This window comes from Vibrio sp. Vb0349 (assembly GCF_033338975.1).
The window spans coordinates 204,207-224,418 of the sequence record NZ_JAWOTS010000004.1 but is presented as its reverse complement, the minus strand read 5'-3'; the positions used below and the strand labels follow the sequence as shown (position 1 = coordinate 224,418).

Annotated in this window: 16 protein-coding genes; 3 read left to right on the top strand and 13 right to left on the bottom strand. The window is 46.5% G+C overall.

Annotated features, from left to right (window positions below; genetic code table 11):
- Window position 1: 1 nt before the first annotated feature.
- The 13 genes from choW to R7Q47_RS07335 form a co-directional block, all read right to left on the bottom strand.
- Window positions 2-844: a choline ABC transporter permease subunit gene (gene choW / locus R7Q47_RS07395; RefSeq protein WP_005392552.1), complete on the bottom strand. Its 843-nt coding sequence runs from the start codon at window positions 842-844 to the stop codon at window positions 2-4.
- 77 nt (window positions 845-921) lie between these two features.
- A complete protein-coding gene (locus tag R7Q47_RS07390) occupies window positions 922-1,860 on the bottom strand; it encodes a choline ABC transporter substrate-binding protein (protein WP_005382646.1) in 939 nt (312 codons plus the stop codon).
- Between the two features lie 36 nt (window positions 1,861-1,896).
- The gene (gene betA, locus R7Q47_RS07385; protein ID WP_138940144.1) at window positions 1,897-3,612 is read right to left on the bottom strand and encodes a choline dehydrogenase; all 1,716 of its coding nucleotides are present in this window, start codon (window positions 3,610-3,612) and stop codon (window positions 1,897-1,899) included.
- Between the two features lie 180 nt (window positions 3,613-3,792).
- Window positions 3,793-5,253 (bottom strand): betaine-aldehyde dehydrogenase, encoded by a 1,461-nt coding sequence (betB, locus tag R7Q47_RS07380; protein ID WP_213876996.1) that lies wholly within the window; start codon window positions 5,251-5,253, stop codon window positions 3,793-3,795.
- Between the two features lie 18 nt (window positions 5,254-5,271).
- Complete coding sequence (gene betI, locus R7Q47_RS07375) at window positions 5,272-5,871, bottom strand: transcriptional regulator BetI (RefSeq protein ID WP_017820329.1); 600 nt, start codon at window positions 5,869-5,871, stop codon at window positions 5,272-5,274.
- Window positions 5,872-6,476: 605 nt separating this feature from the next.
- On the bottom strand, window positions 6,477-8,525 hold the full coding sequence (locus R7Q47_RS07370; RefSeq protein WP_213962646.1) for a tetratricopeptide repeat-containing diguanylate cyclase: 2,049 nt from the start codon (window positions 8,523-8,525) through the stop codon (window positions 6,477-6,479).
- 435 nt (window positions 8,526-8,960) lie between these two features.
- Entirely contained in the window at window positions 8,961-9,719 is a 759-nt protein-coding gene (locus R7Q47_RS07365) for an SDR family oxidoreductase (RefSeq protein ID WP_248486413.1), read from the bottom strand.
- A gap of 9 nt (window positions 9,720-9,728) precedes the next feature.
- The gene (mmsB, locus tag R7Q47_RS07360; protein WP_151515662.1) at window positions 9,729-10,625 is read right to left on the bottom strand and encodes a 3-hydroxyisobutyrate dehydrogenase; all 897 of its coding nucleotides are present in this window, start codon (window positions 10,623-10,625) and stop codon (window positions 9,729-9,731) included.
- Window positions 10,626-10,644: 19 nt separating this feature from the next.
- A complete protein-coding gene (locus R7Q47_RS07355; protein WP_213962647.1) occupies window positions 10,645-11,775 on the bottom strand; it encodes an enoyl-CoA hydratase/isomerase family protein in 1,131 nt (376 codons plus the stop codon).
- A gap of 10 nt (window positions 11,776-11,785) precedes the next feature.
- Complete coding sequence (locus tag R7Q47_RS07350) at window positions 11,786-12,562, bottom strand: enoyl-CoA hydratase (protein WP_005382662.1); 777 nt, start codon at window positions 12,560-12,562, stop codon at window positions 11,786-11,788.
- A gap of 49 nt (window positions 12,563-12,611) precedes the next feature.
- A complete protein-coding gene (locus tag R7Q47_RS07345; RefSeq protein WP_017820335.1) occupies window positions 12,612-13,766 on the bottom strand; it encodes an acyl-CoA dehydrogenase family protein in 1,155 nt (384 codons plus the stop codon).
- 93 nt (window positions 13,767-13,859) lie between these two features.
- On the bottom strand, window positions 13,860-15,353 hold the full coding sequence (locus tag R7Q47_RS07340) for a CoA-acylating methylmalonate-semialdehyde dehydrogenase (RefSeq protein ID WP_248486415.1): 1,494 nt from the start codon (window positions 15,351-15,353) through the stop codon (window positions 13,860-13,862).
- Between the two features lie 70 nt (window positions 15,354-15,423).
- On the bottom strand, window positions 15,424-16,602 hold the full coding sequence (locus R7Q47_RS07335) for a thiolase family protein (RefSeq protein WP_213874273.1): 1,179 nt from the start codon (window positions 16,600-16,602) through the stop codon (window positions 15,424-15,426).
- A 209-nt stretch (window positions 16,603-16,811) separates the two neighbouring features.
- Between R7Q47_RS07335 and R7Q47_RS07330 the strand changes: the two genes are divergently transcribed.
- The 3 genes from R7Q47_RS07330 (at window position 16,812) to R7Q47_RS07320 (ending at window position 20,135) form a co-directional block, all read left to right on the top strand.
- Window positions 16,812-17,198, top strand: coding sequence for a MerR family transcriptional regulator (locus R7Q47_RS07330; protein ID WP_005373242.1), 387 nt, complete (start codon window positions 16,812-16,814; stop codon window positions 17,196-17,198).
- A 45-nt stretch (window positions 17,199-17,243) separates the two neighbouring features.
- Window positions 17,244-18,413 (top strand): isovaleryl-CoA dehydrogenase, encoded by a 1,170-nt coding sequence (locus tag R7Q47_RS07325; protein WP_248486417.1) that lies wholly within the window; start codon window positions 17,244-17,246, stop codon window positions 18,411-18,413.
- 114 nt (window positions 18,414-18,527) lie between these two features.
- Window positions 18,528-20,135, top strand: a complete 1,608-nt coding sequence (locus R7Q47_RS07320; protein WP_213869864.1) for a carboxyl transferase domain-containing protein — start codon at window positions 18,528-18,530, stop codon at window positions 20,133-20,135.
- The last annotated feature ends 77 nt before the right edge of the window (window positions 20,136-20,212 follow it).

The window sequence follows — 20,212 nt, the reverse complement described above, 5'->3', positions numbered from 1 at the left end:
ATTATGCCTCCTTCTGGTTTGGTGCTTTACACAAGCGATCAAGAATGATGGCAACGAGTACAATCGCTAAACCAGCTTCAAAACCTTGTGAAATGTTTACCGTATTCAGTGCACGTACGACTGGCTTACCAAGCCCATCAGCACCAACAAGCGCCGCAATGACCACCATAGAAAGAGACAACATAATGCACTGCGTAACGCCAGCCATAATACTTGGCAATGCCGCAGGTAACTCCACCTTAAACAGTAGCTTCATGCGGCTGGCACCAAATGCTTTACCCGCTTCAAGTAGCTCCTCCGGCACTTTAATAATGCCGAGGTACGTCAATCGAATTGGCGCAGCGATAGCGAAAATGATGGTCGAGATTAGACCAGGGACAATACCTAAGCCAAACAGAACCAAGGTTGGAATTAGGTAAACGAATGTCGGTACGGTCTGCATCAAATCGAGTATTGGCCGCAACAAGGTGTATAACCAAGGACGGTGCGCCGCCATAATGCCCAACGGCACGCCAATTAATACGGAAATCGTTGTCGCTGCAAACACAAGGACAAAGGTTTCCAGCATTTCTTGCCAGTAACCAAGGTTGAGAATTGCGAGTAAGGCCAACACGATAAATACGACAAGAGGAATGCTGCGATGTAAGAACCAAGCAATTGCCGCCGTCATAATGATTGGCGCTGCAGGTGGCATCCATTTAAAAATGTCCACCACGAAAAGAATGATCGTTTCAAGTGTAATAGAGATTGCATCGAAAAAACCCGATGCATTGATGGTTAACCAATCGACGCCAGTTTCCATCCATTGGCCCAACGGTAGTTTGTTGTCCGTAATAAAATTCAAAATAAAACCTTTGTGTTAATGAAGCGGGCAAAACTCTGCCCACTTTCTTTTAAAAAAACGAGCTCAAATACTGCTTATTAAGCGTTTGTTTTTAAGTAGTTTGTAATAGCTGTTAGCGCATCTTGGCCATCTACCGTTTTCACGCCCTCTAGCCACGCTTCAATTTGCTCTTGGTTTGCATTCAACCATGCTTGCGCTGCTTTTGATGGCTTCTGTTTCTGGTTAAGAATCGCTTCCATCAGTTCATTTTCCATTTCTAGGTTAAACTCTAGATTTTTCACTAGCTGACCTACATTTGGACACTCAGCGAGGTAATTTTTACGTACGTTTGTGTAGACGTTCGCGCCGCCGTAGTTAGGACCGAAGAAGTCATCGCCACCCGCTAGATATTCCATTTCAACGTTACTATTCATTGGGTGCGGCGCCCAACCTAGGTACACAATCCATTGATTGCGGCGTGCGGCACGTGATACTTGAGACACCATGCCAGCTTCACTGGATTCAACTAGGCTGAAATCTTTTAGGCCGAATGCGTTACTATCAATCATTGACTGAATTAAGCGGTTGCCATCGTTTCCTGGTTCAATGCCGTAAATGCGGTCTTTAAATTTGTCGGCATGTTTTACTAGGTCAGCGAAGTTGGTTACGCCTGCGTCATAAACGTATTTTGGAACCGCTAGCGTGTACTTTGCGCCAACGAGGTTCGCGCGTACGGTTTCAACAGTACCTGCATCACGGTATTTCGCGATATCACCTTCCATCGTTGGCATCCAGTTACCTAGGAAAATGTCGATATCGCCATTAGCCATAGAGGAGTAAGTTACAGGCACAGACAGAAGATCGGTCTTCGTTTTGTACCCCAACCCTTTAAGTAACTCTGATGTAACGGCAGTGGTCGCTGTGATGTCAGTCCAACCTACATCTGCGAAACGAACCGTTTCACATTGGTTGGCGTAAGCGCCTGTTGCTAAAGTACTTAGTGCAATTGTTGAGAAGATTTTTGTCATCTTAGACATGTTGAATTCCTTGTAATGATTACTGACTTTTTCATTTTATGAGATCGAATCGAGATCTCTTTTTGGCGGATGCATTCGTTGCATCTCTTGCCAGTCCGGTGCAATCCAAACTGGTACGTTGTTCGACGTTTCTAGGGCGTTATCCAAAATCATATCCGCGGCGCGTTCTGCCACCATAATCGTTGGCGCATTTAAATTACCGTTCGGAATGGTTGGGAAAATAGAAGAGTCCACCACACGCAAGCCTTGAATACCGCGTACTTGGCATCGCTCATTTAAGACGGCTAATGGGTCATTATCTGCGCCCATTTTGCAGGTACAAGATGGATGGTAAGCACTCTCGACGTTTTGCTTCACCCATTCATCAATCTGTTCATCCGTTGTGATGCTCAGACCGGGTTGGATCTCGTCCCCACGAAACTCATCCATGGCTGGCTGATTGAGGATCTCGCGAGTAAGGCGAATACAATCACGCCAATCCTGCTTATCTTGTTCAGTGGAAATGTAGTTAAACTCAATCTTCGGCTTATCATTCGGATTCGCAGAGACAACTTCGACCGACCCGCGACTTTCTGGCTTGTTAGGTCCAACGTGCACTTGGAAACCATGACCATCAAAAGCAGCTTGCCCGTCATAGCGCATTGCCGCTGGCAAGAAGTGATATTGAATATTTGGCCACTTTAGTCCTTCACGAGAGCGGATAAACGCACACGATTCAAAGTGGTTAGTAGCCCCTAGGCCTTTGCGAGTTAATATCCACTCAGTGCCAATCAAGCCCTTGCTCACCAAGCCTAATTTGCTGTTGAGCGTGATAGGTTGCTTACAGTGATATTGGAAGTACACTTCTAAGTGATCTTGCAGGTTTTTACCTACCCCTTCCAACGAGTGTTTCACCTCAATGCCCGCTTTTTCTAATACTGCCTTAGGGCCAATGCCTGAAAGCTGCAACAGCTGAACGGAGCCAACCGAACCCGCACTCGAAATCACTTCATTATTCGCAAAACATTGCTGAATTGAACCTGACTTTTCAAATTCAACGCCTACCGCTTTCTTACCTTCTGCACCAGTTTCTTCTAATAAAACTCGATGAACCGTCACCCTCTTCATTAGGGTGAAGTTTTTGCGTTTTTTAGCACGGCTTAAGTATGCGTTAGAGGTTGAAGCGCGTACGCCTTTGTCGACGGTCATATGCATTGGGCCAAAGCCCTCTTGTTGATAACCGTTGTAATCTTTTGTTTCTGGGTAGCCCGCTTCTTTGCCTGCATCAATAAAAGCTTGGTACAGTGGATTGAGCTTCATATCGTTGCCGTTACATGTGCCGACTGGCCCGTGATCGCCCCGATATTCATCAGCACCACCAATCCAAGACTCTGCTTTACGGAAATAAGGCAAACACGACTGATAATTCCAGCCTTTCGCTCCTTCCTCTTCCCACTGGTCAAAGTCACAAGCGTGTCCGCGAACGTAAACCATGCCGTTGATAGATGAGCTACCGCCCAGAACTTTTCCGCGAGGACAATGAAGTTGGCGACCATCCAACCCTTGCTCTTCAACCGTCTCAAACTGCCACGCGTATTTTTCAGTGTTCATCGGGTAAGAAAGCGCTGTTGGCATTTGGATAAAAATACTTTTATCCGACCCACCCGCTTCGAGTAATAGAACCGAATTTTGACCACTTTCACTTAAGCGATCCGCTAACACACAGCCGGCCGAACCCGCACCGACGATGATGTAATCGTAGTGTTGTTGCATTTTTATTCTCCTAGGAGTTAATACTAATCACCGTAGATAAGTGAACGAAATTAGCGTAGGAAAAATGCTTGAGAACAAGGCGGAAATTTTGATAAGTAGTTAACCTACAATCAAAATTGACAACGTAGTTATCGAGCATTTTAACAAGCTAAAGTGGTCAGTTATCTACTATGAGTAGTATCATTTGTAAGGGCTTTCGAAGTCGCTTAGCTGAACCAGAACACTCTTCGTTTGTGTGTAATGTTTAAGGGTTTCGACTCCGTTTTCACGGCCAACACCTGATTGCTTGTAGCCGCCAACTGGCATTTCCGCAGGTGAGTCACCCCATGTGTTCACCCAACAAATACCCGCTTGAATTTGATGGATCACACGATGCGCACAAGATAGGTTTTGAGTGAATACACCTGCCGCTAAGCCATAATCTGTGCCATTTGCACGCGCAATCACTTCCGACTCATCGCGGAATTTCAGAACTGACATTACCGGGCCAAAGATTTCTTGTTGAACGTGACTCATGTCATCATCGCAATCAACAAATACGGTTGGAGCAACAAAGTTACCATTAGCTAGGCCATTGTCTGTTACTTTGTAGCCGCCAGTCAGTAACGTCGCGCCACTCGCTTTCGCGGCTTCAATCGCTCCTAGAACTTTCGATTCATGATCTTTAGAGATTAGCGCGCCAATTTGCGTGTTCTCATCAAGCGGATCGCCGACGACTAACAGCTCGGTTCGGGCTTTAAGCTGTGCGATAAAGTCGTCATAAATACCTTCATGGACAAATACACGTGTACCGTGCGTACAAACCTCACCTTGGGTGTAGAAGTTCGCCACCATGGCCGCAGAAACGGCATCGTTTAACTTCGCATCATCAAAAATAATCAGTGGAGACTTACCACCAAGCTCCATCGTTACTTGTTTTAGTGTCTTAGCGCTGTCACTCATGACGACTTTACCGGTGCCTGACTCACCCGTGAATGACACTTTTGCGATATCAGGATGCGCCGTTAGCATCTGTCCTACTCGGTAATCCCCTTGCACGACATTAAATACGCCATCTGGCATGCCCGCTTCTGAATAAATTTCGGCGAGCTTAAGCGCCGTTAATGGTGTTTCTTCTGATGGCTTGAAGATCATTGCGTTGCCCGCAGCCAGTGCTGGCGCCGATTTCCACATCGCAATTTGAATTGGATAATTCCAAGCGCCAATACCCGCGCAAATGCCCAATGGCTCACGACGTGTATAGAAAAACTGATCGTCGCTGAGTGGCTGCTGTTCACCTTGTAGACTTGGAGCAAGACCCGCATAGTACTCAAGAACATCGGCACCTGTTGTGACATCAACCGCGATAGCTTCTTGAATTGGCTTACCAGTATCTGCCACTTCCAATGCAGCCAACTCGTCATTACGCTCACGTAAAATGGCAACGGCTTTGTGTAAAATACGGCTGCGCTCAATCGCAGTCATCGCCGACCATGCAGCAAAACCTTTTTTTGCCGATTCAATCGCTGCTTGAAGATCGTCTTGGTTCGCTTGTTTAATGTTGGCCAATGGCTCACCATTCGCCGGATTGTAAGTGGTGAAGTGTTCATCTGAACACCCGTCGTACATCGCACCATTGATATAGTGTGCTTTCATTTCCATTTTGAAGACCTGTAACTTTTATATTTTTTCAGAATAAAACGTAAGTTGTTTTTCGAGATAATCGTTGATGATGATTCTCGCTCTTTCTGCATCAATGCCTTGCGGATTGAGCGTTCCGCGCAGCCAAATTCCATCAATAAGTGATGCAATACCATGAGCAACCAATTCAGCCTGCTCTGCATTTAATAATGCTTTGAGTTCTTTTCTTAGGTGGGACAATAGACGTCGTTCGTTGACACGCTGTAAACGCTTGAGCTGCTCGTCATGCATTGAGTACGACCAAAACGCCAGCCAAGTCTTAGCAACTTGGTTTTCTGCCTGATAGCCGACAAAGTTACCGTCAATGATGGCGTTAATTCTTTGGTGATGAGCATCACTTGGCAGCTCACGTAACTTCTGTGTGATAGTGGACGAAAGCTGACGCAATATTTCTCGCATCGTTTCCTCCAGCAATCCGTGCTTACCACCGAAATAGTGGTTGATAATCCCCGTTGATACACCGGCTTCTTTGCTGATTAACGAAATACTCGCCGCGTGTAAACCGACTCTATCAATCACTGACATTGTCGCTTTCACAAGCTGCGGTTTTCTGATTTCAGGCATCCCCACCTTTGGCATTTTGCGTCCCTGTTATTTTTAATTGAACGGTTAGTTAAATATAAAATGCCTGAAAATTAATTCGAACTCAAATTATTTTTAAAGAAAAATGTTAGTAAAAAAGGAGGAAAAGTTGAGGGTGTACGAAAAATTGCTCAGCAAGAACTTGTCGGGATAACTAGATTTTAGTTTAAGAAAAAACAAATAAGACAAACAAAATCAAATATTTAACTCTTACTCTATTTTTAAAACGATGATGAACGAGTTGATTTTTGAACAACAAAAATCTGTGCCACAAAAAATTTATATCGACCACTAATCATTTCACCTGTACACGGTTTATTTGTACAAAGAATAGACACACTAGTTTGTTATAGTTTTGTAGACACAAGTGGCATTCGCACTTTGAAGGTGAAGGAGGCAAAAAGAGAGGTTATATTGAACGCCATGAATATGCGATTCGATATCCTTAAGCCATTTTTAAGTAATATCGTCAAGTGACTTTAAGATGTTAGATTCAGCGTTTTATATTCGAAGCAAGGATCTCAAAGTCACTTGGCTATCAAAGTAAATGGGAGGGATAAGTTCAGATTCATCGTGCGATGAGCCTGAACTCTTGATTTCTGTTACGCTAGCGAGCGACCTTTCACGCAGTTGCGTCCGTTCGCTTTCGCTTGATAAAGCAATTTATCGGCCTGATCGCAAAGTGATTTAAAGCTCATCTCATTATCTTCAGTGGTAACGACTCCAAAACTACAGGTCACTCTCACTTCTTCTTTCTGTTCCGTAACAAAGCCATGTAGGGATAAAGCGCTACGTAAACGTTCGGCAGTAATAAGGGCGTTTTCATGGTCTGTATTGGGCATAACAACAACAAACTCTTCACCACCAAAGCGAGCAACAATGTCGTTTTCACGTACAGTTTCCTCCAACACTTTGGCAACGCCCGTTAGTACGGTATCTCCAAACACATGCCCATAGGTATCATTTACCTGCTTGAAATAATCCACATCGATTAACGCTAAAGTTACTGGCCCCGATTGTGGTTTATTTGGCACCATTTTCTGTTTATCGAGTTTGCTATCTACCCATTTATTTAAAGCTAGATAACCGTACTTAACTTGCTCGACTTGCTCAAAAACAAAGTGTTGTATCTTTTCTTGCTTAGATTGAGGTACCGGTTTCTCTTTTCGCTCACGCCTCACTTCTACTGGCTTAGTGAACCAGTCCTCTAAAAAACGGCGATTGAACAACCCTGTCAATGTGTCTGTCTTTGCGAGGCGACGCATTCTCAAACGCGAGCGATTGACGACGAGAAATACTACCGCCATCAAAAATAGAACACCGATGAGCGCAAGTAGCGCTTCACCCAATAAGTAAAAAGTACGACGGTTATTTTCTAGCTCCATACGCTGCAAAACATTGTTCCAGTTGAGATCTTCGTTCTCATATTCAAGTCGTTCCAACTCAAATAACGTCTGCTGGCGCTCAAGATTTTCAACTTCTCTTTGATTGCTAAATTGGATAAATTTATCGTGATAGTTACCGTAAGTTTCGAATGCTAGTTTAAAGTCATTGCTTCCCGCATAGGCCATAGCGGCGACTTTTAGTAGCTCCATTTGCTGTTGCTTGACGTATCGACTCTCTATAATCTCCGGCAGCATTGGCGCGATCATCGCTAAAAGTATTTCAAATTGCTGCTGCTCTAACATATATTCGGCTTGTAACAACTTAAATGTTGCCAAATACGCGCTAGACGTTTCTCTGTACTGTAAATTCTCCGCCAGCTTCAAGTGGTTAACCATCTTCTTTTCTTGTTTCGTCTCGCGATATAAAGCTGCAAGTTCAAGGTTAACTCGAAATCTAAAGCGTCCATCACCGATAATTTGAGCCAGCTTTAACGCTCGCTGATATGACGCTATCGCCTCTTCGTATTGGAACTGTGCTTTATGAAGTTTCGCTATCGTCAAAACGCTCAACAACTCATTGAACGACATACGCCTATCCCTAAAATAGCGATATGCTTGTTCCAAAAGCGCCTCAGATCGGTCGTAACCCTGAATTTTGACAAGTACGTCACCTAGCTCTAGTGCTGCACGTTCGACCAGCCCGTGAACACCTGAAGATTCAGCCGCATCCATGGACGACATAAGTGCAGCATAGGATTTTTTAAACTCACCTTGCTCATCGTAATAGCGTCCTTTTAGCAACAGGATTTCTGATTCAAGTTGCTTATCACCATTCTCACGCGATGTTTCCAACAAGCTATCCAACGCAGAAAGCGCGGTATCGATATCGCTCTTTCCAACCATAGTTCGCATCTGAATCAACTTAAACAGGAGATACTCATGGCTCTGTGGACGCACAAGCTCCAATCCTTTTTGAACGACACTCTGACTCTCTTCTACGCGCCCTAGCAGCTCTAAAACCGTGGCCTTGGCAAGCCAGTAACGCACCAACAGCGCTGTTGGTTGGTTTTGTAGTAAAGACTCTTCTTCTAACGCTTCAATCAAAGCTAAAGAACTCTGAGGTAATGCGTAAATTTGATTTTCGATGCCTTCTAACGACTGTAAAAACTTACCTTCCTGTTCCACCTTTTCTGTGGAGGCCTGAACAGAAAAACACAGACACCCCAATAATAGCGGCATCGCCCTAAGCGAATGAAATAGTGACATTATTGCTCTTCCCTAATGGGTAGTTACTTCAGTGTAATTGAGAATTCTGATTATTTATTATTAAGACAACTGAAGGTTATTCAGTCAGCCTCATATTCCCATGTATTTTGCGCTGAATAATAAATCACCATCTTTAGATGCCGAAATAGTTTTCGGTCGCAATATAACCAATGAGAGTGTTTTTTACACACCAAGAATAATGGTCTCGTTAGTGAGACAAAAGATCGTCTTAGTTGTGAGTTGATACATTTACATGACAAGCAATATAGAGCTAACCATTCACATTAGAAATAGAATAGATTTTTATACCGTTCGATGAGATAACAGTCGACCATGCATCCAATACATTTTTCAGATAGAAGCAATAAAAGAAAGGAGAAAGTGGAAGGAAGCGGACAATCAAACTCGCTCCCCTTTTTTATGTTGCAGAGGGGGTTACATTCGCATTCCGCCATCAACTTCGAACACTCGTCCGGTCACGAATTCGTTGGTTAACACGTATTTTATGGTCGATGAAATTTCATCCGCCAAACCTAAACGTCCAACCGGAATCATTCCGATTAAACGTTCCATCGCTTCAGGTTTTATTTGGTCTGTCATGGCAGTTTCGATGACACCCGGAGCAATCGCCACTGAGCGAATTCCGAAACGCCCTAACTCTTTCGCCCACACCGTTGCCATGGTGGCTACCGCCGCTTTAGATGCTGAATAGTTGGTTTGACCAATATTCCCGGCACGCGCAACGCTGGATATGTTGATCAGAACCCCTTTGCTATCGGTGTTCAGCATTACCTTGCTCGCTTCACGGCCACACAGGAAAGTGCCTGTTACATTCACATCTAGAACAGACTGAAATTGTTCCAGCGACATCGTGTTAACCTGACCATCTTTGACTTTAATGAACATACCATCACGCATAATACCTGCGTTATTGATAACGCCGTTGAGCTGCTTGAAATCTACCTCAATTTGCTCAAAAGCAGTGCACACCTGCTGTTCGTCAGTCACGTTCGTCACATAAAAGCGAGCGGTAACGCCGAGAGATTCACATTCCGCTTTCGTTTCAGCCAGTTGCTCTGAATTGAGGTCGATAAGCGCAAGATGAACGCCATTTTCCGCCAGTGACAGTGCCATTTGTTTACCCAGCCCCTGACCAGCCCCCGTGATCGCAATAACCTTATTTGCTAGATCCATACGCACTCCTTAGGCCTGATTTTGCTTTTGGTAGAACTCAAACAAGCTTGAGAAATCTTTATGCCCGTTGCCCTGACCGTTGTGAAAATTAAACAGGTTACGAGCCAAGCTACCCATTGGCGTCGATGTTTGACTGGCAACTGCCGCTTCCATCGCAAGACCCAGATCTTTAGCCATTAACTGGCTCATAAAGCCGCCTTGATAACCATTGCTTGCAGGCGTATTTTCCATCACACCTGGACAAGGGTTATAAAGCTCTAGCGCCCAGTTACGTCCTGAACTTTGCAACATGATGTCGGAAAGCACTTTGGGATCGAGTCCGTTTTCCATCCCTAAATTGAGTGCTTCACAGGTGCCGCTCATCAAAATGCCCAACATCATGTTATTGCAGATCTTCGCCACCTGACCAGCTCCAGCATCGCCCGCATGGAAGATGTTTTTACCCATGTGGCTAAGCACCGCTTTGGCTTGAACAAAGTTCTCTTGTGAGCCGCCAACAATGAAAGTTAACGTACCTGCTGCTGCGCCCGCAACGCCACCAGATACTGGGGCATCAACAAAACTGATACCAAGTTGCGATGCTTTTTCGCCAACCAAACGAGCAGTCGTAGGATCGATGGTGGATGAATCAATCAGCAAGGTGCCTGATTCGACGCTATCTAAGATGCCATCTTGACCAAGATAAACGCTTTGAACGTGTTGGCTCGCTGGCAGCATAGTGACAACCAACTCCACACCTTGTACTGCCTGCTGAACGGAATCGGCACTGGAAGCGCCCAACGCGGTCAACTCCTCAACGGCGCTTGGGTTCAAATCAAATACTTCGACATTCAAGCCCGCTTTGAGTAGATTCTTAGCCATAGGCGCACCCATGTTACCAAGGCCAATAAATGCAATTTTGTCCATATCGTATTTCTTCCTTGTACTAAAGTGCCGCTATAGCTACCGACGATGCGGTCAGTGGGTATTCTGCTGAGTCAATTGGCGAGAAGAAGCGCTCCAAAACTTGTGGCGTTACGTCAGAAACCGTGCGATGTTGCCAAGTCGGTTGATTGGTTTTATCAATAATCAGCGCACGAACCCCTTCTCTAAAATCACCTTCTAAGCCACAACGTAGTGTTAGGTTAAATTCCATATCAAAACACGCTTTCAAAGAGAGGTTTTGATACTGCGTTAACTGCTGATAAGTGATACTGAGCGACAACGGACTGCCATAGTTCAGTGACTTCTGCGCATTGACGAACCACTTGTTATCAACGTTAGCACGGCTGATTGCATCAACAATTGACGCTAAGTCACCCGTACATAACTGCTCAATCAATTCCGCATAGGGCATCAACATCCCTTCGGTTGGCTCGTCCACGTGTACCGAACGCAGCGTAGTGGCGATTTTTTCGTTGATGTTCGCTTCACCTTTCCAACTTACCGATGCAAGCAGATCCAGCAGCACTTGCTTGTTTTCTGGCTGTGCAATCCATTGGCTTAACCCCAACGCTTTCATATCTGTTGCGTTAATTTGGCAAGCCGTCAAACTTAAGAACAGAGCCAAATGTTTTGGCAACTGGTTTAGGAAGTACGTCGCGCCTACATCTGGGTAAAGGCCAATTTTAATCTCTGGCATTGCAAAGCGGGTGGTGGTTTCTGCTACGCGATGACTTGCGCCCATAAACAGGCCAACTCCCCCGCCCATCAAATAACCATGTCCCCACGCGATGATCGGTTTTGGATAAGTATGAATAAGATGATCACAGCGATATTCGAGGTCAAAGAAGGTTTCCATCGCTGAAAACGCAGAATCAAAATCTTGCTCTTTGTTTTCAAGTGCACGGTAGATCGCTTGAATATCGCCACCAGCACAAAACGCTTTTTCACCTTGAGCATGCAAGAATACCGCGACGACGCTGTCGTCCGTTTGCCATTCACTAAGCTGTTTGTACAACTTCTCAATCATCACGTAACTCAACGCGTTGAGAGCAGCTGGATTATCAAGCTCCAGCACACCAATAACAGAGCCATCAGCGCACTTAAGCTTTGAAACATTTACTGTACCTGTCATTTGGCCTCCGCTAGCTGTTTGTCCATTGTGGCTTGCGCTTTTGCAAAAACGCATTCACACCCTCAGTCTGATCTTGTGTATTGAACAGCTGTAAAAACAGTTCACGCTCCAAAACCAATCCAGCCGCGTGAGTTTGGCTGCGTCGACCTTGAATGAGCGTTTTGCACGCAGACACAGATTTCGGTGATTGACCTGCAACACGCTGCGCTAGTTCCATAGCCGCTTCTAGTGCTTGACCTTTCGCCACCACCTCTTCGACTAACCCAATTTTTTCCGCTCGCTCGGCCGTCACACGCTCGCCACACAGGATCATACGCTTCGCCCAACCTTCACCTACCAACGCGGTCAGGTTTTGCGTCCCACCCGCACACGGCAACAAACCTACCGATGCTTCAGGTAGTGCCATTTGTACTTGTTCTTCTGCGATACGAATGTCACACGCCATCGCCACTTCCAGACCGCCGCCCATCGCATAGCCATTAATCGCTGCGATAGAAACCCCATCGAATGCAGACAGCGCTTCAAACGCTTCACCAAATGCGAACGCCATGTCTGCTGCTTGTGATTTATCACCCGATGCAAAGTTATTAAGATCTGCTCCAGCAGAAAAGAACTTCTCGCCTTCGCCTGTTAAAACCAACGCATAAATAGAGCGATCATTGCTAAGTTCAATCGCCAACTCTTTTAGCTGATTCAAAGACTCAAGCGTCCAAGTGTTCGCTGGCGGATTACTAATCGTGAGCTTGGCAATATGCGCTTCGCGCTCTAATTTGATTTGTGCCGTCATAATCTTTCAGTCCTTTTTAATTTCTTTAGGTAAGGCTGTGTCTCGCTGACTAAAGCAGCTCAACGCCTTCCGTTAGTAATCGTCTTGCGACGATCAGACGCATGATTTCGTTGGTACCTTCAAGGATTTGGTGAACACGAACGTCTCGGAAATGGCGCTCGACTGGATATTCTTTGATGTAGCCATAGCCACCGTGAATTTGCAGCGCCTGATCGCAGACTTTAAAGCCCACATCAGTAGCAAAGCGTTTTGCCATGGCACAGTACGCACTTTTTTCTGCGTGCTGGGCATCGAGTTTAGCGGCAGCGAGTCGCACCATTTGACGCGCAGCGACCAGCTCAGTCGCCATATCAGCAAGCTTGAACTGCAGGGCTTGGAATTGCGCCAGTGAACGTCCGAATTGTTTACGCTCGGTCATGTATTGTTTGGCTTCATTCAGTGCTTGTTGTGCTGTGCCGACGGAACAAGTAGCGATGTTGATTCGACCGCCATCAAGACCGAGCATGGCGAACTTAAAGCCTTCTCCCTCTTCACCCAACAGATAGTCAGCCGGAATGCGGACATTTTCGAAGGTAATCATGCGAGTTGGCTGGCAGTTCCAACCCATTTTGGCTTCTTTTTTACCGTAGCTAATGCCTTCGCAATCAGCAGGAACAACGAATGCAGAAACGCCACTCGCTCCTTCACCACAGGAACGCGCCATCACGACTAATACATCTGTATCACCCGCACCCGAGATAAACACTTTTGCGCCATTGAGGACAAACTCATCACCATCACGCACTGCGCTAGTCGTTAGAGAAGCGGCGTCAGAGCCGGCATTAGGTTCGGTTAAACAGTAGGAAGCGAGCTTTTCACCCGAAATTAGATCCGCGCTAAATTGCTGCGCCACTTCTGCTTTGGCAAAGCTGGTGATCATCCACGTCGCCATGTTGTGAATGGTCATAAACGCAGTAGTCGCGGTACAACCCATAGCCAACTGCTCGAAAATGATCGCCGCATCCAAACGAGATAACCCTAAGCCACCATGCTCTGGCGGCGTATAGATGCTCAGAAAACCAAGTTCACCTGCTTGACGCAGTACGTCTTTAGGGAAATGATGGTTTTCATCCCACTCGGCCGCATGAGGCGCTAACATTTGGTCTGCAAACTGCTTTGCTACTTCGGCAAACGCGAGTTGATCTTCGTTTAATTCAAAATCCATCTTGAAGTCCTAAGGTCTAATTCGTTGCATTTGTATCCGAGCCAAGCCCACTTAAACGGTGGCGCTTGGCTAGAGGTGTCGCTAATCCAGTAATTAGCTAAGTTGAATGGTCATGTTTGGACCGCTTGGAATGTCATCTTCAAACCAACGCGCGGTGACAGTTTTCGTCTCGGTGTAGAAGCGAACCGCTTGTTTACCGTAAGCATGCAGGTCGCCGTAGAAGCTGCCTTTCCACCCAGTAAATGAGAAAAATGGCAATGGCACCGGAATCGGCACGTTGATGCCTACGTTACCTACTTCGATATTGTGTTGATACTTTCTCGCGGCAGCGCCGTTCGCCGTGAAAATAGACGTACCATTACCAAAGCGGTTTGCATTGATCAGTTCAATCGCTTCATCTAGGTCATCCACTTCCATAGTTAACAGTACAGGCCCGAAAATTTCTTCCTGATAAATCGACATGTCTGTGGTCACGTTGGTAAACAGTGTTGGCCCCACCCAGTTACCGTTCGGGAAGCCAGGTACTTGGCACTCTGTCCCGTCCAGAACACAATTCGCGCCTGACGCTTTGCCTTCATTAATCAAATTCACCACTCGCTGCTTCGCTTGAGGGCTAATCAGTGGACCATAACCGGCGGTTTCATCATCCCACGCGCCAGGCTGAACCTGAGCTAACGCCTCTTTAAGCTCTGGAATCCATTCTTTGGTTTCGCCGACAAATACGGCAACCGAAATCGCCATACAGCGTTGGCCTGCAGCACCAACTGACGCGCCAACTAGGTTATTGATGACTTGCTGTTTGTTTGCATCCGGCATGATGACCATGTGGTTCTTAGCACCTGCAAATGACTGCACGCGTTTCAGGTTGTCTGTACCTGTTTTGTAGATGTACTCACCAACGGGCACAGAGCCAACAAAAGAGATCGCACGAACAACTGGATCAGTCAGAATGCGGTCGACTTGCTCTTTGGTCCCGTGAACAACTTGCAATACGCCTTTTGGTGCGCCAGCTTGTTCAAACAGCTCCGCCAGTTTCATTGCCGTTAGTGGCACTTGCTCTGACGGCTTCAAAACAAAGGTGTTGCCACAAGCGATCGCCATCGGGAACATCCACAATGGGATCATCGCAGGGAAGTTAAACGGTGTAATGCCAGCACAAACGCCGAGCGGTTGAATGTAAGAGTAACCATCAATATTGGTCGCGACGTTCTCAACCGTTTCGCCCATCATTGAGCTACAAATGTTTGCAGCTTGCTCTACCACTTCAATTCCGCGCCAAATGTCACCCTTTGCATCCGCGAGGGTTTTGCCTGTCTCACTTGAAAGCAGTATCGCCAACTCATCGTGTTGCTCTTTTAACAGATGTTGGTAGCGCAACATCAATCTAGCACGCTCCGGCGCTGCAACTTCTTTCCAGCGTTTGAACGTTTCTGTTGCGCTGGCAATCGCCGCATTCATTTCCGATTCCGTGGCACAAGGTACTTGTGCAATCACTTCGTTGGTTGCCGGGTTGGTTACATCTAGCCATTGTTTTGAATCGGAGATGGCAAATTCACCACCGATATACTGCTTTACTTGTTCTGTCATGATGACATCCTTGTATTTTTCAGCTTGTTACTGACTACTGTTATGTAAGTGAAACTTTGTTGAGAATGATTTAGCAGATTTCAATCGCGATAGCGGTAGCTTCGCCGCCGCCAATACAAAGCGATGCAACGCCACGCTTACCACCAGTTTGTTTTAGCGCATGAATCAAAGTGACAAGGATTCGATTGCCACTTGCGCCTATTGGATGCCCCAGCGCACAAGCCCCTCCGCGAGGGTTCACTTTGCTCTCGTTCAGTTCGAGAGCTTTCACCGCGTATTGAGTCACGACAGCAAAAGCTTCATTGATTTCCCAAAGGTCCACGTCTGATTTGTCCCAGCCCGTTTTTTCCAGCAGCGATTCAATCGCGAAGACTGGTGCGATGGTGAACTCATCAGGCTGTCTTGCATGCGTGCTGTACGCGACAATTTTGGCTAGAGGCTGAAGGTTTTCCTGACGACCAAACTCACTATCGACTAAGATCATTGCCGACGCACCATCCGAAATGGAACTAGAGTTTGCTGCGGTTACGCCGCCATCTTTGGCAAACGCAGGGCGTAAGGTAGGAATTTTAGTGACGTCGAGTTTGCTCGGTTGCTCATCATCTACAACCAAGGTTTCGCCGCGCCGACTTTTTACGTTAACAGGCACGATCTCTTCTTTGAACAAACCTTGCTCGATTGCTTGCTGCGCACGAGTCAACGACTGTTGCGCCCAGGCATCCATACTTTCACGGCTGAACTGATACTTTTGCGCCGTCTGTTCTGCAAAGACACCCATCAGCTCGCCTTGGTAGGCATCCTGCAACCCGTCATAAAACATGTGATCAAGCACTTGCTCGTGACCTAAACGGAAACCATCACGCGCTTTCTTTAATAGATAAGGAGAAGACGACATGTTTTCCATGCCACCAGCGATGACAGCATGCGCATTACCAGATTGAATAAGGTCATATGCCAGCATCACGGTTTTCATACCCGATCCACAAACTTTGTTCAGTGTCGTACAACCAATCGATTGTGGCATTTCAGCTTTAAGGCTTGCTTGTCTTGCAGGCGCTTGCCCCACACCGGCGGGTAAAACGCACCCCATCAACACTTCGTCTATTTTGTGCACATCGAGTTGGCTTTCGGCTAGCGCCCCTTGAATGGCTTTCGCACCGAGTTCCGTGACATCTGTTGAAGCTAATGCACCTTGAAAAGAGCCGATAGGCGTTCGCTTAGCGGCAACAATCCATGTTTCATTTTTCATTCCATTAACCTTTTGTTGACGTTTACGTCATAACTATACTAACATTTACGTTAACGTCAAGTTTGAGGTTATTGTTTGTTCGAGTGATTCTTTGATTTCGAGTAAATGCGAGTGATATCAAGGCTCAAGAGTGGATGTTGTTTGTTTACTTTAACGTTAACGAATTGTATATTCATGTAAATGTTATACGAAAGTCGTAAGGTTAAGGAATGAACACATTTAAGATCAGCGAGCTCGCGAAAGAGTTCGACATTACTACTCGAAGCATTCGCTTCTACGAAGATTTAGGTCTCCTAACTCCAGAACGTAAAGGCAACACTCGAATCTACAATGGTCGTGATCGAATTCGACTAAAACTGATTTTGCGAGGTAAGCGATTGGGCTTTTCTCTTGCAGATATCAAAGAGTTATTTGAACTCTACGATACCGATCAAAGTACTGAGCAGTTGAACTATATGATTCGGTTGATCGAAGAGAAGAAGGCAGCATTGCAACAGCAAGCAAACGACATTCAAGCGGTAATGATGGAGTTAAATGCTGCGCAGTTGCGATGCCAAAACACACTGAGATCCATGAAAGGCGAAAAAGTCACCTAACACCTCAACTCTGGGATGTAGGTGACGTAAAGGCAAGGACACGCAATGAAATCTACCTACTCTTCCCTGAACTTTGTTTATGACGAAAATACCGATTTGCTTCGCGAGCAAATCAATAGTTTTGCTGCAAGAGAAATTGCGCCGCTAGCGCAATCTATCGACCAAACTAACGACTTTCCAAACCATCTTTGGTCCAAATTAGGTGACATGGGTCTTTTAGGTGTGACCACCAGCGAAGAGTTTGGTGGTGCAGGCATGGGCTATCTCGCCCACGTTATCGCTATGGAAGAAATCAGCCGAGCATCCGCTTCGGTTGCGTTAAGTTACGGCGCTCACTCCAACCTTTGCGTCAACCAAATCCACCGTAACGGCACACAAGCGCAAAAAGAGAAATACCTACCTAAGCTCATCTCCGGTGAACATATCGGCGCCCTTGCTATGAGTGAACCCGGCGCCGGCTCTGATGTGGTCTCTATGCAGCTTAAAGCCGAACGTAAAGGCGATATTTTCCTGCTAAACGGCAACAAAATGTGGATCACCAACGGCCCTGATGCACACACCTATGTTGTCTACTCAAAAACCGACCCAAGCCAGCACTCCAAAGGCATCACGGCGTTTATTGTGGAACGCGGATTCCCTGGATTTACTCAAGCACAAAAACTCGACAAGTTGGGTATGCGCGGCTCGAATACGTGTGAGCTGGTCTTCCAAAACTGCGAAGTCCCTGCGGAAAATATTCTCGGCGAAGAAAACCAAGGCGTGAAAGTATTGATGAGCGGCCTCGACTACGAACGTGTGGTGCTTGCAGGCGGCCCACTTGGCATCATGCAGGCGTGTATGGATATCGTTGTGCCTTACATTCACGACCGTAAACAGTTCGGTAAATCCATCGGTGAATTCCAGCTAGTTCAAGCAAAAATCGCGGATATGTACACACAAATGAATGCCGCTAAAGCGTATGTTTACGCCGTCGCTGCCGCTTGTGATCGCGGTGAAACCACACGTAAAGATTCTGCTGGCGCGATCCTCTACAGCGCAGAGCTGGCAACCAAGATGGCACTGGATGCGATTCAACTACTTGGCGGTAACGGCTACATCAACGAGTTTGATACGGGCCGTTTGTTGCGAGATGCCAAGCTGTATGAAATCGGTGCGGGCACTTCAGAAATTCGCCGCATGCTTATTGGTCGCGAATTGTTTAACGAAAGCGCCTAATCAACATACCTAGGCGTTCTGAATCTAAATAAATTCCTTATTCAACCTAAATCTTATTCAACATAGATAAAGGCGGGTGGTGTCACCCGTCTACCGAATGGAGATCGGCTATTTATGGCTTGTTTGACGACCAATATTAATACCCATTCAGAGCAGTATCAGGAAAACTACCGCTCTATGGCGTCACTTGTAGATCAACTTTATACCGTGACTGCCCAAATAGAAGATGGTGGCGGTGAGAAAGCCCGCGAGCATCAGCAGAAGAAAGGCAAACTTCCGGTACGTGAGCGCATTCTTGCCCTACTCGACCCTGGTTCGTCCTTTCTAGAAATTGGTCAATTTGCTGGCTGGGATGTGTATCCAGATTACGTTCCATGTGCTGGAGTGGTTGCAGGTGTGGGTGTGATTGACGGCACTGAGTGCATGATCGTCGCGAACGACGTGACGGTAAAAGGCGGCAGTTACTACCCACTCACCGTGAAAAAGCACTTAAGAGCACAAGAAATTGCAGAAAAATGCCAACTGCCGTGTGTTTACTTAGTCGACTCTGGCGGCGCTAACCTACCCCGCCAAGATGAGGTATTCCCAGATAAAGACCATTTTGGCCGTATTTTCTACAACCAAGCCCGTATGTCGGCCAAAGGCATTCCACAAATTGCGGTGGTCATGGGGCTATGTACCGCTGGCGGCGCTTATGTTCCTGCCATGTGCGACGTATCCATCATAGTCAAAGAACAAGGCACGATTTTTTTGGCAGGTCCACCTCTTGTAAAAGCAGCGACAGGTGAAGAAGTCAGCGCGGAAGATCTTGGTGGCGCAGACGTTCATTGTCGCACCTCTGGTGTGGCGGACTATTACGCAGAAAATGATCACCATGCGTTAGAGTTGGCAAGACAAGCCGTTTCTCAAATTAACCACTTGAAACCCGTTCAACTCAAGCAAAAAGCACCACAGGAACCACGCTTTCCTGCGCAAGAGCTGTACGGCATCGTCGGTACCGATCTTAAAAAGCCGTTTGATGTTAAAGAGGTCATTGCCCGAATTGTTGATGACTCACAATTTGATGAATTTAAAGCGTTATTCGGTGAAACCTTGGTCTGTGGCTTTGCCCATATTCACGGTATGCCGATTGGCATTGTCGCTAACAACGGCATTCTATTTTCGGAATCAGCACAAAAAGGCGCGCATTTTATTGAGCTGTGCGCACAACGCAAAATTCCTCTGCTTTTCTTGCAGAACATAACGGGCTTTATGGTCGGTCAGAAGTACGAAGCCGAAGGCATCGCCAAACATGGTGCGAAAATGGTAACTGCTGTTGCGTGTGCAGACGTGCCGAAGTTTACCGTGGTTATTGGTGGATCGTATGGCGCAGGAAACTACGGCATGTGTGGCCGCGCTTATGATCCAACCATGATGTGGATGTGGCCAAACGCGCGCATCTCCGTCATGGGTGGAGAGCAAGCGGCTGGCGTGATGGCGCAAGTGACCCGCGATATCAAAACTCGCAAAGGTGAAAGCTGGAACGCGGAGGAAGAAGAAGCGTTCAAACGTCCAATTGCGGAGCAATATCAGACTCAAAGCCATGCATACTACGCCAGTGCACGCCTGTGGGACGACGGCATTATTGACCCTGCGAAAACCCGTGATGTTGTCGGCATTGCTCTGTCTGCTGCGCTTAATGCGCCCATACCAGACAGTAAATTTGGCATCTTCCGTATGTAGTCGGATGCAAGGCAAACCTTAACTCCTCGCGAATACCGATGTTTAACAAGTAATGGTTAGCGAGCATTGAAATACAG

Excerpts from the sequence above, each read along its gene's own strand:
- R7Q47_RS07390 (WP_005382646.1), bottom strand. The coding sequence starts at position 1,860 with ATGTCTAAGATGACAAAAATCTTCTCAACAATTGCACTAAGTACTTTA.
- betA (WP_138940144.1), bottom strand. The coding sequence starts at position 3,612 with ATGCAACAACACTACGATTACATCATCGTCGGTGCGGGTTCGGCCGGC.
- betB (WP_213876996.1), bottom strand. The coding sequence starts at position 5,253 with ATGGAAATGAAAGCACACTATATCAATGGTGCGATGTACGACGGGTGT.
- betI (WP_017820329.1), bottom strand. The coding sequence starts at position 5,871 with ATGCCAAAGGTGGGGATGCCTGAAATCAGAAAACCGCAGCTTGTGAAA.
- R7Q47_RS07370 (WP_213962646.1), bottom strand. The coding sequence starts at position 8,525 with ATGTCACTATTTCATTCGCTTAGGGCGATGCCGCTATTATTGGGGTGT.
- R7Q47_RS07365 (WP_248486413.1), bottom strand. The coding sequence starts at position 9,719 with ATGGATCTAGCAAATAAGGTTATTGCGATCACGGGGGCTGGTCAGGGG.
- mmsB (WP_151515662.1), bottom strand. The coding sequence starts at position 10,625 with ATGGACAAAATTGCATTTATTGGCCTTGGTAACATGGGTGCGCCTATG.
- R7Q47_RS07355 (WP_213962647.1), bottom strand. The coding sequence starts at position 11,775 with ATGACAGGTACAGTAAATGTTTCAAAGCTTAAGTGCGCTGATGGCTCT.
- R7Q47_RS07350 (WP_005382662.1), bottom strand. The coding sequence starts at position 12,562 with ATGACGGCACAAATCAAATTAGAGCGCGAAGCGCATATTGCCAAGCTC.
- R7Q47_RS07345 (WP_017820335.1), bottom strand. The coding sequence starts at position 13,766 with ATGGATTTTGAATTAAACGAAGATCAACTCGCGTTTGCCGAAGTAGCA.
- R7Q47_RS07340 (WP_248486415.1), bottom strand. The coding sequence starts at position 15,353 with ATGACAGAACAAGTAAAGCAGTATATCGGTGGTGAATTTGCCATCTCC.
- R7Q47_RS07335 (WP_213874273.1), bottom strand. The coding sequence starts at position 16,602 with ATGAAAAATGAAACATGGATTGTTGCCGCTAAGCGAACGCCTATCGGC.
- R7Q47_RS07330 (WP_005373242.1), top strand. The coding sequence starts at position 16,812 with ATGAACACATTTAAGATCAGCGAGCTCGCGAAAGAGTTCGACATTACT.
- R7Q47_RS07325 (WP_248486417.1), top strand. The coding sequence starts at position 17,244 with ATGAAATCTACCTACTCTTCCCTGAACTTTGTTTATGACGAAAATACC.
- R7Q47_RS07320 (WP_213869864.1), top strand. The coding sequence starts at position 18,528 with ATGGCTTGTTTGACGACCAATATTAATACCCATTCAGAGCAGTATCAG.